This window comes from Allobosea sp. 10L422 (genome assembly GCF_056395345.1).
Map to the genome: position 1 here is coordinate 283,496 of NZ_JBFTJI010000005.1, position 17,128 is coordinate 300,623.

At 65.7% G+C, this 17,128-nt stretch carries 15 protein-coding genes; 10 read left to right on the top strand and 5 right to left on the bottom strand.

The features are described from left to right. Positions 1-92: 92 nt before the first annotated feature. Positions 93-1,748 (bottom strand): acetolactate synthase large subunit, encoded by a 1,656-nt coding sequence (locus tag AC1DEZ_RS13085; protein ID WP_441509337.1) that lies wholly within the window; start codon positions 1,746-1,748, stop codon positions 93-95. Positions 1,749-1,955: 207 nt separating this feature from the next. On the opposite strand from AC1DEZ_RS13085, the gene AC1DEZ_RS13090 reads away from it, so the two are divergent. Beyond that, positions 1,956-2,288, top strand: coding sequence for a hypothetical protein (locus AC1DEZ_RS13090; RefSeq protein ID WP_441509336.1), 333 nt, complete (start codon positions 1,956-1,958; stop codon positions 2,286-2,288). Between the two features lie 74 nt (positions 2,289-2,362). Here AC1DEZ_RS13090 and AC1DEZ_RS13095 read toward each other — a convergent pair whose 3' ends face one another. Beyond that, entirely contained in the window at positions 2,363-3,151 is a 789-nt protein-coding gene (locus AC1DEZ_RS13095) for a class II glutamine amidotransferase (protein ID WP_441509335.1), read from the bottom strand. A 261-nt stretch (positions 3,152-3,412) separates the two neighbouring features. On the opposite strand from AC1DEZ_RS13095, the gene AC1DEZ_RS13100 reads away from it, so the two are divergent. The 3 genes from AC1DEZ_RS13100 (at position 3,413) to AC1DEZ_RS13110 (ending at position 7,275) form a co-directional block, all read left to right on the top strand. Beyond that, on the top strand, positions 3,413-4,012 hold the full coding sequence (locus AC1DEZ_RS13100; RefSeq protein WP_441509334.1) for a TRAP transporter small permease subunit: 600 nt from the start codon (positions 3,413-3,415) through the stop codon (positions 4,010-4,012). Positions 4,013-4,170: 158 nt separating this feature from the next. Then, on the top strand, positions 4,171-5,841 hold the full coding sequence (locus tag AC1DEZ_RS13105) for a TRAP transporter large permease (RefSeq protein ID WP_441510091.1): 1,671 nt from the start codon (positions 4,171-4,173) through the stop codon (positions 5,839-5,841). 15 nt (positions 5,842-5,856) lie between these two features. Beyond that, positions 5,857-7,275 carry a sodium:proton antiporter gene (locus AC1DEZ_RS13110; protein WP_441509333.1) on the top strand — a complete coding sequence of 473 codons (1,419 nt, stop codon included), beginning with the start codon at positions 5,857-5,859 and terminating at the stop codon, positions 7,273-7,275. A 177-nt stretch (positions 7,276-7,452) separates the two neighbouring features. Here the strand turns inward: AC1DEZ_RS13110 and AC1DEZ_RS13115 are convergent, their stop codons facing one another. The 3 genes from AC1DEZ_RS13115 to AC1DEZ_RS13125 all read right to left on the bottom strand — a co-directional run bounded on the left by AC1DEZ_RS13115 (position 7,453) and on the right by AC1DEZ_RS13125 (position 11,126). Then, positions 7,453-8,463: an Lnb N-terminal periplasmic domain-containing protein gene (locus AC1DEZ_RS13115; RefSeq protein ID WP_476779786.1), complete on the bottom strand. Its 1,011-nt coding sequence runs from the start codon at positions 8,461-8,463 to the stop codon at positions 7,453-7,455. 36 nt (positions 8,464-8,499) lie between these two features. Further along, positions 8,500-10,110, bottom strand: coding sequence for a phosphoenolpyruvate carboxykinase (locus AC1DEZ_RS13120; protein ID WP_441509331.1), 1,611 nt, complete (start codon positions 10,108-10,110; stop codon positions 8,500-8,502). A 254-nt stretch (positions 10,111-10,364) separates the two neighbouring features. Further along, positions 10,365-11,126, bottom strand: a complete 762-nt coding sequence (locus tag AC1DEZ_RS13125; RefSeq protein ID WP_441509330.1) for a HugZ family pyridoxamine 5'-phosphate oxidase — start codon at positions 11,124-11,126, stop codon at positions 10,365-10,367. A gap of 142 nt (positions 11,127-11,268) precedes the next feature. On the opposite strand from AC1DEZ_RS13125, the gene AC1DEZ_RS13130 reads away from it, so the two are divergent. The 6 genes from AC1DEZ_RS13130 (at position 11,269) to ahcY (ending at position 16,803) form a co-directional block, all read left to right on the top strand. Continuing rightward, positions 11,269-11,970 carry a response regulator transcription factor gene (locus tag AC1DEZ_RS13130; RefSeq protein WP_441509329.1) on the top strand — a complete coding sequence of 234 codons (702 nt, stop codon included), beginning with the start codon at positions 11,269-11,271 and terminating at the stop codon, positions 11,968-11,970. Positions 11,971-12,039: 69 nt separating this feature from the next. Beyond that, complete coding sequence (locus AC1DEZ_RS13135; protein WP_476779787.1) at positions 12,040-13,839, top strand: stimulus-sensing domain-containing protein; 1,800 nt, start codon at positions 12,040-12,042, stop codon at positions 13,837-13,839. A 13-nt stretch (positions 13,840-13,852) separates the two neighbouring features. Continuing rightward, positions 13,853-14,299 (top strand): HPr kinase/phosphorylase, encoded by a 447-nt coding sequence (locus AC1DEZ_RS13140; protein WP_441509327.1) that lies wholly within the window; start codon positions 13,853-13,855, stop codon positions 14,297-14,299. 109 nt (positions 14,300-14,408) lie between these two features. Continuing rightward, positions 14,409-14,810 carry a PTS sugar transporter subunit IIA gene (locus AC1DEZ_RS13145; protein ID WP_149131162.1) on the top strand — a complete coding sequence of 134 codons (402 nt, stop codon included), beginning with the start codon at positions 14,409-14,411 and terminating at the stop codon, positions 14,808-14,810. Positions 14,811-14,834: 24 nt separating this feature from the next. Beyond that, the gene (locus AC1DEZ_RS13150) at positions 14,835-15,149 is read left to right on the top strand and encodes an HPr family phosphocarrier protein (RefSeq protein WP_441509326.1); all 315 of its coding nucleotides are present in this window, start codon (positions 14,835-14,837) and stop codon (positions 15,147-15,149) included. Between the two features lie 259 nt (positions 15,150-15,408). Beyond that, on the top strand, positions 15,409-16,803 hold the full coding sequence (ahcY, locus tag AC1DEZ_RS13155) for an adenosylhomocysteinase (RefSeq protein WP_441509325.1): 1,395 nt from the start codon (positions 15,409-15,411) through the stop codon (positions 16,801-16,803). Positions 16,804-17,128: the final 325 nt, after the last annotated feature.

Below are 17,128 nucleotides of genomic sequence, written 5' to 3' on the forward strand. Positions count from 1 at the left end.
ATGTTTCAGGAGGCTCCGGAAGCATCTGAACCATCCTTCGAGACGCAAGCTCCGCTTGCTCCTCAGGATGAGGGCTTCGGTGATAGCGACTGCTAAGCCAGATCGACGTCCGGCACCTTGTTGCGCAGTTCCTCGACCAGGACGCGGGTGTTCTCGGAATAGTCGATCGGGCAGTCGACGAGATGGACACCCCCGCCCTTGAAGGCGGCCTCCAGCGTCGGCACCAACGCCTCTGCCGAGGTCACGCGCGAGCCCTTCGCGCCATAGGACTCGGCATAACGCACGAAATCGGGGTTGCCGAAGGTCATGCCGTAATCGGGGAACTTGTCGACGGCCTGCTTCCAGCGGATCATGCCGTAGGCGCCATCGTTCAGCACGAGCACGACGAGGTTGAGGCCGAGCCTGACGGCGGTCTCCATCTCCTGCGAGTTCATCATGAAGCCGCCATCGCCGCAGACGGCCATGACGCGCCGCTCGGGATGGAGCATCGCCGCCATCATCGCCGAGGGCAGGCCGGCGCCCATCGTCGCCAGCGCATTGTCGAGCAGCAGCGTGTTGGCGACATGCGTGCGGTAGTTCCGCGCGAACCAGATCTTGTACATGCCGTTGTCGAGGCAGACGACGCCATCCTCCGGCATCACCGCGCGCACGTCATGGACGAGCCGCTGCGGCGTCACCGGGAAGCGGTCCTCTTCGGCGCGGGCATTGATCTTCGTCAGGATCTTCTGGCGCAGCTCCAGCATCTGCTTCTGCTCGGGCACCTTGCCTTCGAGCCGCTCGGCCAACCCCGTCACCGTCGCGCCGATATCGCCGATCACCTCCGCATCGGGGTGGTAGACCTGTTCGACATTGGCCGACTGGTAGCCGATATGGATCACCTTCGGCCCGCCCGCATTGCGCATCAGGAAGGGTGGCTTCTCGATGGTGTCGTGTCCGACGGCGATGATGAGATCGGCCAGCGCCACCGCCTCATGGACATAATCGCCCTCCGACAGCGCGGCCGTGCCGATATAGAGGTTCGAGCCGCCGGTGACGGCGCCCTTGCCCATCTGCGTGTTGAAGAAGGGCAGGCCGGTGCGGCGCACGAAGGCGGAAAGCGGTTCGACCAGTCGCGGCCGGTTGCCGGCGGCGCCGATCATCACCAGCGGCCGTTTGGCGGCAAGGATCATCTCGGCTGCGCGGTCCAAAGGCGCGTCCGGAGCGATCGGCCGATCCAGCGGATGCACCGGGATCAGCGCGGTATCCTCGATCTCCTCGGCGGCGACGTCCTCGGGCAGTTCGAGATGGACCGGGCCCGGCCGCTCTTCCATCGCGACGCGGAAGGCATCGCGCACCACCGAGGGGATGCTGGCCGGGCTGACGATCTGGCGCGTCATCTTGGTGAGCGGACGCATCGAGGCGACGACGTCGACGATCTGGAAGCGCGCCTGCTTGGCCGTCATGATCGCCTTCTGCCCGGTGATCAGGATCATCGGCATGGCGCCGAGATGGGCGTAGGCCGCGCCGGTCGAGAAGTTCAGCGCGCCCGGGCCGAGCGTCGCGATGCAGACGCCGGGGCGGCCGGTCAGCCGCCCATGCGTCGCGGCCATGAAGGCGGCGGCCTGTTCGTGGCGCGTCAGCACCAGCTCGATTTTCGATTTGCGCAGGGACTCGACGACATCGAGGTTTTCTTCGCCCGGAACGCCGAAGACGCGATCGACGCCTTCATTCTCCAGCGCCTCGACCAGAAGATCCGAACCCTTCTTCATCGCCCGTGCCTTTCGTGGAAGCGGCCTTGCCTGAACGGCCAAGCTAGGCGCTCGACGTAGGAAGGCAACAGGGGATGCGTCAGCGCGCGCGGCGCATGGCAGCCGCGCATTCCAGGGCGTATTCGCCGTTCACGCCCGCCGGCGGCGGCTGGTTCAAGCGGGTAGCGCATGTACTCGGCGAGTTTCGGGCGATACACGTGAAAGTGAGTGAAAGCAGTCAACGAGGAGTATTGGCAGCTACTGCGGGATGGTTACTTGAGCTTGACGGGTGACAAGGACAAGGTGCAGGAGGCTGTCATGCTTTCACGCAAGATCGTTGCCGTCGCCGCCGTGGTGATTCTCTCGGGGGCCGGGTCGGCCGCTTATGCCGCCGAACTCGGTGCGGAGAGCATCGTGCACGAACAGAGCGAGAGCCAGCGGGCCGCGGCGGAACAGGCGCAGTATCTGGCCTATCACAATCACTTCAATGCCCGGTCCGACCAGTCCAATCAATCAGACCAGTCGGGCGGCAATAGCGGCGTGCTGCCCCACCACAACTGAGGCCCGGCACCGCTTTCGGAGAGGGGCCGTGCATAGCGGCCCCTTTCCAACTGCCTCTCGGTGCTGCTGCCGGTTCAAGCCGCCTGCCGCAGCCCGACCAGGAAGGGCGCAAGCGTGACCTTGCCACCCTCGACCCTGGCCAGCGTATTGCAGGGCAGGGCCTGCCAGCATTCGCGGGCGGCGTCGACGGGCTCTGAGGCGACGACGACACTATCTGGCCGCGGGCAGACATAAAGGCTCGGCGGCCTCGTGTCGGAGGACCAGCGGATCGCGTGGATCGTTTCTCCGTCGGCGAGCGCGGCCGCGCAGCGCAGCGGCTCGCGGACGCCCGTCCGTTCCATCAGGGCGAGGGTGTCGGAGAGGGCGGCGGCAAGCGCTTCGCCCGGTGCCATTCCTTCGGCGAGATGGGAGAGGGCGAGCAGGAAGAGGGCCTCGGAATCGGTGGTGCCGGCGCGGGCGCCGTAGAGCGCATCCGGGATCAGCGCCTCGAGTTGCCTGCGGATCAGGCCGTAGCCGCCGATCTGGCCGTTATGCATGAAGAGATAGCGGCCATGAACGAAGGGGTGGCAGTTGGCCCGCGTCGTCGCGGTGCCGGTCGCGGCCCGGACATGGGCGAAGAAGAGATGGGAGCGCACCTGCCGCGCGATCGAGAGCAGGTTCTCGTCGGACCAGGCGGGGCGAACCTCGCGATACTGCCCCGGCTCGGCCCGCTCGCCATACCAGCCGACGCCGAAGCCGTCGCCATTCGTGCCGGTCTTGGCCTCCTCGGCATGGAGCGACTGATGGATCAGCGAATGGCAGGGCGAGGCGACGAAATCCTCGAGAAAGACGGGTGCGCCTGAATAGGCGAGGAAACGACACATCGCGGCCTCGAATCAGCCGGTTGAAGCGGTGATGGAGAATATTGTTCCCCAAAGGTGAACGCGAACATAATAAATCATCTCCGCCGTTTCTGTGGCGGGCCGGCACAGCCGTTGGCGCAAAAATGTGCAGTCCGGGGCGTCGTCCTTTGGTCCAATGGATAAGAACGACACAGTCTTGCGTGGTGCGCATCCCTCCTATACCGATCCTGCCGACAAAGGGGCGGAAACGGCGCAGAATTGCGCCCTCACGGGAGCGGGAATGTGAAGGGTCTCCTCGCCATCAGCCGTGTCATCGACGCGGTCAACGGCTTCATCGGCAGGAAGGTCGCCTGGCTGATCCTCGCGGCGGTGATCGTCGCGACGGTCAACGCGATCGTCCGCAAGATCTTCAACGTCTCGTCGAATGCCTGGCTCGAACTGCAATGGATGCTGTTCGGCGCGGTCTTCCTGATGTGCGCGTCATGGACGATGCAGGTGAAGGAGCATATCCGCATCGACATCGTGAACAGCATGCTGCCGAAGCGCGTGCGCCAGTGGATCGAGCTGTTCGGCCATATCTTCTTCCTGATGCCGTTCTGCCTGCTGATCGTCTACCACTCCTGGCCGTTCTTCCTGCGTTCCTATGCCATCAACGAGCAGTCGCTCTCGGCTGGCGGCCTGCCGCAATGGCCCGCCAAGGGCCTCGTCGTCGTCGGCTTCGTGATGCTGAGCTTCCAGGGCGTCTCCGAGATCATCAAGCAGATCGCGATCATGCGCGGCGACCTTGAGGATCAAGAGGCCGCCGCCGGCCATGCGGCCGCGGCCGAGGCGGAAGCCCAGCGCCTGCTCGATCAAGCCAAGGAACAGGGCCTCGCTTCGTGAGCGGCCCGCAAGAAGTCCGGAACGATCCCATGCACGCTCATCGCCTCCCGCGCGTCGCCGGCCTGCTGCTGGCGCTCACCGTCATCGCCTTCTTCGGCCTCCACACCGGCGACGCTTTCGCTGCCGGCGGCGGCGTCGGCGACTTCCTGCGCGTCAACATGGCGCCGGTGATGTTCGCGACGCTCGTCGTCTTCCTGCTGCTTGGCTATCCCGTCGCCTTCGCGCTCGCCGCCAACGGCCTGCTCTTTGCGCTGATCGGCATCGATCTCGGCATGTTCCAGGAGAATTTCCTCCAGGCCCTGCCGGAACGCATCTACGGCACGATGAACAACGACGTGCTGCTGGCGATCCCGTTCTTCACTTTCATGGGCTTGGTCCTCGAGCGTTCCGGCATGGCGGAGGACCTGCTCGACACCATCGGCCAGCTCTTCGGCCCCGTTCGCGGCGGCCTCGCCTATGCGGTGATCTTCGTCGGCGCGCTCCTGGCGGCAACCACCGGCGTCGTCGCCGCTTCCGTGATCTCGATGGGCCTGATCTCGCTGCCGATCATGCTGCGCTACGGCTATGACAGGCGCCTCGCCTCGGGCGTCATCGCGGCATCCGGAACGCTGGCTCAGATCATCCCGCCCTCGCTCGTCCTGATCGTGCTCGCCGACCAGCTCGGCCGCTCGGTCGGCGATATGTATGAAGGCGCCTTCATCCCCGGCCTCGTCCTGGCGAGCCTCTATGCCGGCTACGTCTTCCTCGTCACCATCGTCTACCCGCAACGTGCGCCGGGACTGCCGCCGGAGGCGCAGACGCTGCGCGATGCCGACGGCAAGACGCGGCGCTTCTCGCTGCTGGTCGTGACGCTCATCGCCTTCGCCCTGTCCTATGCCTACATGAAGCTGTTCACGAAGGTGACGGCAGGCTCGGACTTCGTCGTGCTCACCATGTCGCTGATGGTGGCGGTCTCCTTCGTCATCGCGCTGATCAACAAGTTCCTGAAGCTCAACCTGCTGTCGCGGATGACCGAGCAGGTCATCTTCGTGATGGTGCCGCCGCTGGCACTGATCTTCCTGGTGCTCGGTACGATCTTCATCGGCGTCGCCACGCCGACGGAAGGTGGCGCGATGGGCGCTGCCGGCGCGATCCTGCTCGCCTGGGGCAAGAAGCGGATGACCTTCGAGCTGCTCCGGCAGGCGACGGAATCGACCGCCAAGCTCTCGGCCTTCGTGCTCTTCATTCTGGTTGGCGCGCGCGTCTTCTCGCTGACTTTCTACGGCGTCAACGGCCATCTCTGGGTCGAGCATCTCCTCGTCGGCCTGCCGGGTGGCGCGACGGGCTTCCTGATCGTCGTCAACGTGATGGTCTTCCTGCTCGCCTTCTTCCTCGACTTCTTCGAGCTGGCCTTCATCATCGTGCCGTTGCTCGGACCGGCGGCGGACAAGCTCGGGATCGATCTGATCTGGTTCGGCGTCATCCTCGGCGTGAACATGCAGACGTCGTTCATGCACCCGCCCTTTGGCTTCGCGCTGTTCTTCCTGCGCTCGGTCGCGCCGAAGAACCCCTACAAGGATCGCGTCACCGGCAAGATGATGGCGCCCGTCACCACCGGCCAGATCTATTGGGGCGCGGTGCCCTTCGTGGTGATCCAGTGCATCATGGTCGCGCTCGTCCTGCTCTTCCCGCAAATGGTGATGCACTACAAGGCATCGGCCGTGCAGCTCGACCAGAAGGCGATCGACAAGCAGTTCGATTCGATCCAGATCCCCGGCCTCGGCGGACCGGGCCTGCCCGGCGGCTTCGATTTGAATGCGCCGCCGGTGATCGAGGCGCCGAAGCCTTGACGGCCGGTCTCTGAGATGACGCGGCGCGGGGGAGTCTTGATCGCAGCGGTGCCGGCCGTTCTGGCCGGGGGGCCGGCGCTTGCCGCCGGCGATATCGGCGGGGCGACGATGGGTGCCGGCTGGGCTCTGCCCTTCGCCGGCATGCTGCTCTCGATCGCGCTGGGCCCGGTGGTGTTTCCGCATCTCTGGGAGCGTCACTATGGCAAGTTCGCCGCCTTCTGGGCCGCCCTCATGCTCGTCCCGCTGGTGCTTCTCAGAGGGCTCGACCCGGCGCTCGGTGCACTGCTTCACACGGCGCTTCTCGACTACATCCCTTTCATCATCCTGCTCTTTGCGCTCTTCACCATCGCCGGCGGCATCCTGATCAGCGGCAATTTGCGCGGTACGCCGCTGACCAACACCACCCTGCTGGCGATCGGCACCGTGCTCGCGAGCTTCGTCGGCACGACCGGCGCTTCGATCATCATGATCCGCCCGGTCCTGCGGGCGAATGACGATCGGCGCTTCAACGTCCATGTCGTCGTCTTCTTCATCTTCCTGGTCTCGAATATCGGGGGATCGCTGACGCCGCTCGGCGACCCCCCGCTCTTCCTCGGCTTCCTGCGCGGCGTCGACTTCTTCTGGACCACGACGCATTTGCTGCCGGAGACCGCCTTCGCAGTGATCGTCCTGTTGGCGCTGTTCTACGCATTCGACAGCGTCCTCTTCCGCAAGGAGAAGGGCTATCCGACGCTCAAGGACCCGACGCCGGATCGCGCCATCAAGCTCTGGGGCAAGGTCAACATCCCGCTGCTGGCCGGCGTCATCGCCGCGATCCTGATGTCGGCGAACTGGAAGCCGGGCACCGCCTTCACCGTGCACGGTGTCGCCGTCGAAGGACAGAACCTGCTGCGCGACGTCATTCTGCTCGCTCTCGCAGGTCTCTCGCTCAAGCTCACGCCTGGCCCCGTCCGCGCCGGCAACGAGTTCTCCTGGGGGCCGATCAAGGAGGTCGCCAAGCTCTTCGCCGGCATCTTCATATGCATCATCCCGGTTCTGGCGATGCTGCAGGCGGGGCGGGAAGGCGCCTTCGCGCCGCTGGTCGCGCTGGTGACGAATGCCGATGGCGGCGCCAATACGACCGCCTATTTCTGGCTGACCGGCGCGCTCTCCTCCTTCCTCGACAACGCGCCGACCTATCTCGTCTTCTTCGAGCTCGCCGGCGGTGACCCCAGGGCACTGATGACGAACGGCGCGTCGACGCTGGCGGCGATCTCGGCGGGCGCGGTGTTCATGGGGGCGAACAGCTATATCGGCAACGCGCCGAACTTCATGGTCTACGCCATCGCCAAGGACCGAAAGGTCGCGATGCCCAGCTTCTTCGGCTACATGCTCTGGTCGGGTGCAATCCTCATCCCGCTCTTCGTGGTGCTGACCTTCCTGTTCTTCAGGTAGGGGGGGCGAGCCGATCCGTCAGGGTCGGCCTCGTGCCGATCATCCCCGTCCTCGTCGATACAGAGCGGTGTTCAAGACGGGGATGCTCGCCACAAGGGCGAGCAAGACGTTGCGAGCTTTGTGGCGGGGGGCTAGGCCGGCCCGCGGCCCCGTGCCCGGCCATGACGGCACGGTGCCTCACGGCCGCCCCGTCGGAACGCCTTCCCTGATCTTCGCGGAGAAATCCGGGTCGTCGAGCGAGAGCGTGCGAGCGTGGTCGCCGATGCGGGCGAGCCGGACCAGTTCGGCCAGCGGGATATCCTGCCGGATCGCGCCGATCTGCTGCAGATAGCCCGGCAGATAGCCGGAGAGCAGCACACGGGGGTCGAGCGGCAGCGAGAACTTCCAGCCGGGCGCGACGCTGCCGACGAGGTGGTAGACCACGGTCGTGCAATTGGTCGTCAGGGTGTTGTACCAGCGCGGCCTGGCGGCAAGGTCGTTGATATCGGCGATATAGGCGAGCAGCAGGTCGCGCGCCTGGCTGGCGGAGGCGCTGAGGCGGAAGAGCCTGGCATCCTCATGCCGCGCATGGGTGCGCAGACCTACGATGTCGCGCTCGTCCGCGGCGACATAGGCCATCTCGTAGCTGCGGAAGAAGCCGGCCAGCGCCGACCATTCCTCGCCCTTTTCGCGCCGGACCTCGATCGAGAAGGTCAGTGGCACGGAATCCGAGAAGGTGAAGCTGACCAGGAGATGCGCGATCGCCTCGCCCGACCAATAGGAGAGGAAGATGTCGGCGCCGCTGATCGCAGCGAGGTTGTAGCGGCGCGTCTCCCAGCGCCGGTCGTAGTCCTCCTCCGTGCGCCAGCGGAAATGGCGCAGGTTGGAGACGGTCAGCACGTCGCCCTCGCGTGCGATCGTCGGAAGACGGGCGAGCTCGGGAATCCAGTCGCGATCATGCGAGGGCTGGAAGCTGCTCCACCAGGAGAGCAGGCCAACAAAGACCATGGCAAAGCCGAGCGGCAGGCGCGTATCGCTCGTCCAGACGCCGATGAGGCCGGCCAATGCGGCGATGCCGAAGCCGATCGCGCCGACGATCGCGATCGCGCCCGTGAGCCGGAACAGCAGGAAGCCCGTGCCCCAGGTTGCGGCACCGAGAATGACGAGGGTCAGGAGAAGCTTCAGCASAATCRAAAAGAGGCGGCYCATSGCCGCCTCTCGTAACACATGCCGGATGGCTTGGCGTCAGGCCGCGAGCGAGTTCGTCGGGGCGGCCGCCTTCACGGCGTCGTCGACATGGGCCTCGAACTTGGCGAAGTTCTTGGCGAACATGCCGACGAGATCATTCGCTGTCTCGGCGAAGGCGGCTTTGTCGGCCCAGGTCTTCACCGGATAGAGGATGTGCGGCTCGACGCCGGGCACCGAGCTCGGCACCGCGAAGCCGAAATAGGGGTCGCGGCGGAAATCGGCGCGGTTGAGCGAACCGTCGAGCGCTGCCGAGAGCAGGCGGCGGGTGACGCGGATCGGCATGCGCCGGCCGGTGCCGTATTTGCCGCCGGTCCAGCCGGTGTTCACCAGCCAGCAATCGACATGGTGCTTGGCGATGAAGTCGCGCAGCAGATTGGCGTATTCCGACGGGTGGCGCGGCAGGAAGGGCGAGCCGAAGCAGGTCGAGAATTCCGGCTCGACGCCGGTGAGGCCGCGCTCCGTGCCGGCGACCTTGGCGGTGTAGCCGGAAAGGAAGTGGTACATCGCCTCTGCCGGGGTCAGCTTGGCGATCGGCGGCATCACGCCGAAGGCGTCCGCCGTCAGCATGACGATGTTCTTGGGGATGCCGGCGCGGCCGGTGCGCGAGGCGTTGGGGATGAAGTCGAGCGGATAGGCCGAGCGGGTGTTCTCGGTCTTCGACTGGTCGTCGAAATCGACCTCGCGCGTCAGCGGGTCCATGACGATGTTCTCGAGAACAGTGCCGAAGCGCAGCGATGCCGCGTGGATCATCGGCTCGGCCTCGGCCGAGAGGCGGATCGTCTTGGCGTAGCAGCCGCCCTCGAAGTTGAAGATGCCTTCCTTCGACCAGCCATGCTCGTCGTCGCCGATCAGGGTGCGGTCGGGATCGGCCGAGAGGGTCGTCTTGCCGGTGCCGGAGAGGCCGAAGAAGATCGCGGAATCGTCCTTCGCGCCGACATTGGCCGAGCAGTGCATCGGCACGACGCCCTTGGTCGGCAAAACGTAGTTCAGATAGGTGAAGACCGATTTCTTCATCTCGCCGGCATAGGCCGAGCCGCCGATCAGCACGATCTTGCGGGTGAAGTCGATGGCGACGACAGTCTCGCTGCGGCAGCCATGGCGCTTCGGATCGGCCTTGAAGCTCGGCAGGTCGACGATCGTCATCTCCGGCGCATAGCCGTCGATCTCGTCGCGCGGCGGGCGGATCAGCAGGTTGCGGATGAACAGCGAGTGCCAGGCCATCTCGGTGTAGACGCGGGCGCGGACGCGGTGAACCGGGTCGGCGCCGCCATAGAGATCCTGCGCGAAGAGCTCCTTGCCTTCGGCATGGGCCAGGAAGTCGCCGAGCAGCGTCTCGAAATGCTCAGGCGACATCGCCTGGTTGTTGTCCCACCAGACCGTATTCTCGGTCAACGCGTCGCGCACCGTGAACTTGTCCTTGGGCGAGCGGCCGGTGTGGGTGCCCGTATCGGCGCAGAGCGCGCCACCACGCGCCAGCTGGGATTCGCCACGGCGCAGCGACTCTTCATAGAGCTGCGGCGCTTCCAGGTTCCAGCGCACGGCCTTGAGCTTGCGGAAGCCGAAGGCCTCGGCACCATGGGCGGCGTTGAACTGACCGATATTGTCCACTGAATTCCTCCGGAGGCCGGTCCCTGTCAGGGCAACCTGTTGTCGAAACACATCCGCACGGGCCGGTCGACGGTCCGGGCGTCTAGGCAAGGCACTGGGCCACGCCCGGTCTTTACGGCCATGATCGCCCGGGCTCAAGCATTGGAAAAGCCCGGTCTACTTCCAGAATTCGCTAAATCGATTGAAATGCCGGCGTGGTGAATCGGTAGGCGGTGCCTCCCGAGCCAAGGCGCCGATCTGGTCTTCCGGCTGCGTCAGGCGGCCTGCGCACGCGCCTTTCCGGCGAGCTCGGCGAGGGTCCGGCGCAGGGCCGCAGGACCGTCTACGGAAGCAGGGAAGGGCAGGCGCACCGCGGCGCTGCCGAGCGTCATGTCGAGCCCGTCGGGGTCGAGACCGATCGCCCGCCAGCCCCCCGGCCTGGCAGCGAGAAGCCGGGTTGCATAGAGCCCGATCGCCTCGGCATGGTCGGCATTCATATGCTCCACAGCCCCTTCCTCGACATCGGCGAGCGCAGCGGCATGGGCGGGATCGCTCATCAGATCGGCCGGCGTCGGCGCGAAGGCGCGGGCGAAGCCGCCATTGAGGCTGGCCCCCTCGACCATCAGCGCGAAGAAGCTGAAATCGGGGAAATCGGCATAGAGCGCGGATTTCGGCTGGCGTGCCAGATAGCGGCGGCGGATGCGCAGGCCTTCCTCGCTCTCGCGCTCGATCTTGCGGGCCCGGACCTTGAGCGTGATGCGCGCATGGGCGAGCGGATCGCCCTTGCCGCCGGGCGAGATCAAAAGGGAAGCGCGGGGATCGGCGATAAGGTTCGCCGTATGGGCGGCCAGAGCCGAGACCAGGATGATCGGCGTGCCGTCGATGTCGGTGGCGAGCCCGACCAGGCTGGCCGATGGGTGGCCGTCGGGCCGGAGCGTGGCGAGAGCCGCCGAGCGGGCGCCGCGCAGCAATCCCTTGGCCTCCGCGCGTACGCCGTCGTCCATCGGCTGGATGACGTCTTTGGGGTCCTTGGCCATGGAACCTCTCTCCGATTTCAGGCTTGTGATACGGGGACATAGGCAAATCGCCACGTCCCGGCTAGATTGCCGCCACGCTTTGGCCTCTCTCCCGCGAGAGGGGAACCCGTTTATTGCAACGAGACCAAGAGACGAAAGCCTTATGCCAACGATTGCGCTGGTCGATGACGACCGCAACATCCTGACGTCGGTTTCCATCGCTCTCGAAGCAGAGGGCTATCGCATCATGACCTATACGGACGGTGCCTCGGCTCTCGACGGGTTGAAGCAGAACCCGCCGGATCTCGCGATCTTCGATATCAAGATGCCGCGCATGGACGGCATGGAGCTGCTGCGCCGCCTGCGCCAGAAATCCGATCTGCCGGTCATCTTCCTGACCTCGAAGGACGAGGAGATCGACGAGCTGTTCGGCCTCAAGATGGGCGCCGACGACTTCATCCGGAAGCCGTTCTCGCAGCGGCTGCTGGTCGAGCGCGTCAAGGCGATCCTGCGCCGCGCCGGYGCCAAGGACACCACCACGGTTGCCCGCGCCGAGGACGCCAAGGCGCTGGAGCGCGGCTTGCTGCGCATGGACCCCGAGCGCCACACCTGCACTTGGAAGGGCGAGCCGGTGACGCTCACCGTCACCGAGTTCCTGATCCTGCAGTCGCTGGCGCAGCGTCCCGGTGTGGTGAAAAGCCGCAACGCATTGATGGACGCCGCCTATGACGACGAGGTCTATGTCGACGACCGCACGATCGACAGCCACATCAAGCGTCTGCGCAAGAAATTCAATCAGGTCGATCCCGAGTTCGATATGATCGAGACGCTCTACGGCGTGGGCTATCGTTTCAAGGAAGTCTGAGGCAGGAAGGCGGGACGCGCCGCCTCCGGCGCATCGATCGTCTCCTGAGCGGGAAGTCAGCCGCAAACCATGGCAACCGTCGACAACCAGGCCCGGCCGTCAAAGCCAGCCGCCGGCTGGCGCGGGGCGCTGCGCCGCCGTGTCGGCCTCGTCTGGCGGCGGATGGGCCGCGCGATCTCGGCGCGCGCAGCCTCGAGCCTGACGCGGCGCATCCTCGTCCTCAACCTCGGCGGCCTTGTGGCGCTGTTGCTGGGCTTCCTCTACCTCAACCAGTTCCGCGAGGGCCTGATCGAGGCCCGCGTGCAGAGCTTGCTGACACAAGGCGAGATCATCGCCGGCGCGATCGCCTCTTCGGCCACGGTCGAGATCGACACGATCACCATCGATCCCGACAAGCTTCTGCAGCTCCAGGCGGGCGAGAGCGCCGGCATCGCCGAGGATCCGCTCGACTTCTCGATCAACCCGGAAAAGGTGGCGCCGCTGCTGCGCCGGCTGGTCACGCCGACCAAGACCCGCGCGCGGGTCTACGACAAGGACGGCCTGCTCACACTCGACTCGCGCAGCCTCTATTCGCGCGGCGACGTGTTGCGCCTCGACCTGCCGCGCGTCGGCGAGCCCGACGAGCCGCCGCTGCTGGAGCGCACCTGGAACATGCTGCGCAACCGGCTCGGGAAGGCCGACGTGCCGGCCTATGACGATTTCGAGAACGCCAACGGCAAATCCTACCCTGAGGTCGCCCGCGCACTGGCCGGCTCGCCGGCGAGCGTGGTGCGCGTGAATACCCGCGGGCAAACGATCGTCTCCGTCGCGGTGCCAGTGCAGCGCTTCCGCACAGTCAAGGGCGCGCTGCTGCTCTCGACGCAGGGCGGCGACATCGATGCCGTCATCGCCGCCGAGCGTTTCGCCATCTTCCAGGTCTTCGCCATCGCGGCGGGCGTGATGATCGTGCTCTCGGTCCTGCTCGCCGGCACCATCGCCGAGCCGATCCGCAAGCTCGCCGATGCCGCGCAGCGCGTGCGCAAGGGCGTGAAATCGCGCGAGCAGATCCCGGATTTCAGCAGCCGGCACGACGAGATCGGCCATCTGTCGGGCACGTTGCGCGACATGACCAAGGCTCTCTACAGCCGCATCGAGGCGATCGAGAGCTTCGCCGCGGACGTCGCGCATGAGCTCAAGAACCCGCTGACATCGCTGCGCAGCGCCGTCGAGACCTTGCCGCGCGCCAAGACCGACGATTCGCGCTCGCGTCTGCTCGCGGTGATCCAGCACGATGTGCGCCGTCTCGATCGCCTGATTTCGGACATCTCTGACGCCTCGCGCCTCGATGCCGAACTCGCACGCAACGACTCGGCGCCGGTCGATATGGGACGGGTTCTGGAAGCCGTGGTGACGATCCAGAACGAGACTCGCCGCGAGGGCCAGGGCAGGATCGAACTGGTGGCCGACCGTCGCAGCCAGCGCGCCGGCAATGATGCCTTCCTCGTGCTCGGCCACGATTCGCGGCTCGGCCAGGTCATGGTCAACCTCATCGACAACGCCCGCTCCTTCTCGCCGCCGGACAAGCCGGTGCGCGTCATGCTCTCGCGCATCGCCAACGATGTGCTCGTCACCGTCGAGGACGAGGGGCCGGGCATCGAGCCGCATGCGCTGGAGCGGATCTTCGAGCGCTTCTACACGGACCGCCCCAATGAGGGCTTCGGCCAGAATTCGGGCCTTGGCCTCTCGATCTCCCGCCAGATCGTCGAGGCGCATCGCGGCTCGATCCGGGCGGAGAACCGGCTGGGTCCGGTCGGGCCGGATGGCGAAGCCTGCCGGATCGGCGCCCGCTTCATCGTCTGCCTGCCGGCTGCCTATTCACATGCCGGCTGAGACGAACGCGAAGATGGGCGAGCGCATCCACGCCACGGCGATCGCGATCGGCGAGGCAGGCATCCTCCTGCGCGGCGCCTCCGGCAGCGGCAAGTCGTCCCTCGCGCTGGCTCTCATCGGCCTCGCCGGGCGGTCCGGTCGCTTTGCGCGGTTGGTCGCCGACGATCGCGTCGCCTTGACGGCGGCTGGGGGCCGTCTGCTGGCGCGGCCGGTCGCGCCGCTGGAAGGGATTATCGAACGGCGCGGCCTCGGCCTCACGCCCGAACCCTTCACCGGGGCCGCCGTCGTGCGTCTGCTCGTCGACCTCATCGGCGAAGAGCCGGCCCGGATGCCTGAGCCCGAGGAACTGGTCGATCGCATTGCCGGGTTGGATCTGCCGCGCCTGCGGATCTTCGGTCGCGCCGGCGACGAAGGGCAGGTCCTGACCGCCCTCGACTTATTCACAGAGTCGGATTTGTAACCACGATTTTGACAAGTTTAACGGCTGACACCTTGCGATTGTCTCGCACCTGCCGCATAAACCGCGACCTTGTCCGGGCGCCGATGTGCGCTCTCCGGTGCTGGATTGAATGATCGGACTGGTCCTTGTGACTCATGGGCATCTGGCGACGGAATTCCGCGCCGCCCTGGAACATGTCGTCGGCCCCCAGGCATACCTGGCGACGATCGCCATCGCTCCCGATGACGACATGGAAAGCCGCCGCCGCGACATCATCGCTGCCGTCGAGCAGGTCGAGAACGGCGATGGCGTCATCATCCTGACCGACATGTTCGGCGGGACCCCCTCCAACCTGGCTATTTCGGTCATGGAGCCCGGCCGCGTCGACGTCGTCGCCGGCATCAACCTGCCGATGCTGATCAAGCTCGCCAGCGTCCGCGAGGAGAAGACCCTCGACGAGGCCGTGACCAGCGCGCAGGATGCAGGCCGGAAGTACATCACCGTCGCCAGCCGCGTGTTGGCCGGCAAGTAAGCGCGCGCGACCGGGGAGGGCGGCTTGGACGAGAATTGTGACTGCCCCGAAATCCAGGTTCCCGACGGCGCTCTCCACGGCGAGTTCGAGATCGTCAACAAGAAGGGCCTGCACGCCCGCGCCACCGCGAAATTCGTGCAATGCGCCGCCCGCTACGATGCCGACATCACGGTGAGCCGCTGCGGCGAGACTGTCGGCGCCACCTCGATCATGGGCGTGCTCACGCTCGGCGCCGGCATCGGCTCGACGATCACCATCGTCGCCAAGGGCGCAGAGGCCAAGCCCGCCCTCGATGCGCTGGCAGCCCTGATCGCCGACAGGTTCGGCGAGGGCGAGTAACCCGGCGACCGGGCGAGGTCGGCATTCCCGTCGTTGGGAGCGAAAGCGAAGGTGGCTCCCAAGGCCGCCCCGTCATGGTCGAGCTCGTCCCCGCCATCCACGTCCTTGCCGGCCGAATGCGGTGTTCAGGACGTGGATGCTCGCCACAAGGGCGAGCGCTCGGGCGACACATAAAGACATCTTTATATCTTTGATTGCCTTCCGCCTCGGTCGCTGCTAGAGAGCCGGCACGTTTCAGGTGCCAGGATTGGAGCTCCCCGTGTCGGATTACATCGTCAAGGACATCGCGCTTGCGGATTACGGCCGCAAGGAAATCAACATGGCCCAGGACGAGATGCCGGGCCTGATGGCGATCCGCGCCGAGCACAAGGGCAAGGCGCCGCTCAAGGATGCGCGCATTGCCGGCTGCCTGCACATGACCATCCAGACCGCGGTGCTGATCGAGACGCTGAAGGAACTCGGCGCCGACGTCCGCTGGTCCTCCTGCAACATCTTCTCGACCCAGGACCACGCCGCCGCCGCGATCGCCGCGACCGGCACCCCGGTCTTCGCCATCAAGGGCGAGACGCTCGAGGAGTACTGGGAGTATGTGCTGAAGACCGCCACCTGGGGCGATGGCGGCACGCCGAACATGATCCTCGACGATGGCGGCGACCTGACCATGCTGATCATCCTCGGCGCCGAGGCGGAAGCCGGCAAGGCCGAGTTCCTCGACAAGCCCGGCAATGAGGAAGAGACGATCTTCTTCGCGCTGATCAAGCGCCAGCTCAAGGCCAATCCGGGCTGGTTCACCAAGACCCGCGCCGCGATCAAGGGCGTCTCCGAGGAGACCACCACCGGCGTCCACCGCCTCTATGAACTCGCCAAGGCCAGCCGCCTGCCGTTCCCGGCGATCAACGTCAACGACAGCGTCACCAAGTCGAAATTCGACAACCTCTATGGCTGCCGCGAGTCGCTGGTCGACGCCATCCGCCGCGGCACCGACGTCATGATGTCGGGCAAGGTCGCRGTCGTCGCCGGCTATGGCGACGTCGGCAAGGGCTCGGCCGCTTCGCTGCGCCAGGCCGGCTGCCGCGTGCTCGTCACCGAGGTCGACCCGATCTGCGCGCTGCAGGCGGCGATGGAAGGCTACGAGGTCGTGACCATGGAAGATGCGGCCCCGCGCGGCGACATCTTCTGCACCGCGACCGGCAATCTCGACGTCATCACCGTCGACCACATGCGCGCGATGAAGCACCGCGCCATCGTCTGCAACATCGGCCACTTCGACTCGGAGATCCAGGTCGCCGGCCTGAAGAATTTCAAGTGGGACAACGTCAAGCCGCAGGTCGACGAGATCGAGTTCCCCGACGGCAAGCGCATCATCCTGCTGTCGGAAGGCCGCCTGGTGAACCTCGGCAACGCCACGGGCCACCCGTCCTTCGTGATGTCCTGCTCGTTCTCGAACCAGACGCTCGCCCAGATCGAGCTGTGGAACCACCACGCGAAGTACGAGAACAAGGTCTACACCCTGCCGAAGCATCTCGACGAGAAGGTCGCGGCGCTCCACCTCGCCAAGGTCGGCGCCAAGCTGACGAAGCTCAACGACGCCCAGGCGAAATACATCGGCGTGTCGCAGGCCGGCCCGTTCAAGCCGGAGCACTACCGCTACTGACGCGCGCCAACGCACAGTCTCTCGAAGGCCCGGCATCCGCCGGGCCTTTTTTTATCCCTGTGCCATTATGGAATCACGCAGCGCGATACTACAAATTGTAGGTCGAGCCGATTTTGAATCTACTTCTTGATATTTTGCTCCCGGTGAACCGGGCTGCCCGAAAATCTCTCCATTTACCGGCGATTAAGCACTTCCTGACGGACTCCACCGATGATTACAGTGGGGGTGATTCGGGCTTCCGCCATGGCGCGGAACGGATCAAAGCTCTGATGTGATTGGCGTGGTGGTGCGCGTGCATCGGCCTTCGAGACGGCGGTTTCCGCCG

What these genes read in the sequence shown, in the direction of transcription:
- AC1DEZ_RS13085 (WP_441509337.1), bottom strand. Translation starts at nt 1,748, where the DNA reads ATGAAGAAGGGTTCGGATCTTCTGGTCGAGGCGCTGGAGAATGAAGGC.
- AC1DEZ_RS13095 (WP_441509335.1), bottom strand. Translation starts at nt 3,151, where the DNA reads ATGTGTCGTTTCCTCGCCTATTCAGGCGCACCCGTCTTTCTCGAGGAT.
- AC1DEZ_RS13105 (WP_441510091.1), top strand. Translation starts at nt 4,171, where the DNA reads ATGGCGCCGGTGATGTTCGCGACGCTCGTCGTCTTCCTGCTGCTTGGC.
- AC1DEZ_RS13110 (WP_441509333.1), top strand. Translation starts at nt 5,857, where the DNA reads ATGACGCGGCGCGGGGGAGTCTTGATCGCAGCGGTGCCGGCCGTTCTG.
- AC1DEZ_RS13125 (WP_441509330.1), bottom strand. Translation starts at nt 11,126, where the DNA reads ATGGCCAAGGACCCCAAAGACGTCATCCAGCCGATGGACGACGGCGTA.
- AC1DEZ_RS13135 (WP_476779787.1), top strand. Translation starts at nt 12,040, where the DNA reads ATGGCAACCGTCGACAACCAGGCCCGGCCGTCAAAGCCAGCCGCCGGC.
- AC1DEZ_RS13140 (WP_441509327.1), top strand. Translation starts at nt 13,853, where the DNA reads ATGGGCGAGCGCATCCACGCCACGGCGATCGCGATCGGCGAGGCAGGC.
- AC1DEZ_RS13145 (WP_149131162.1), top strand. Translation starts at nt 14,409, where the DNA reads ATGATCGGACTGGTCCTTGTGACTCATGGGCATCTGGCGACGGAATTC.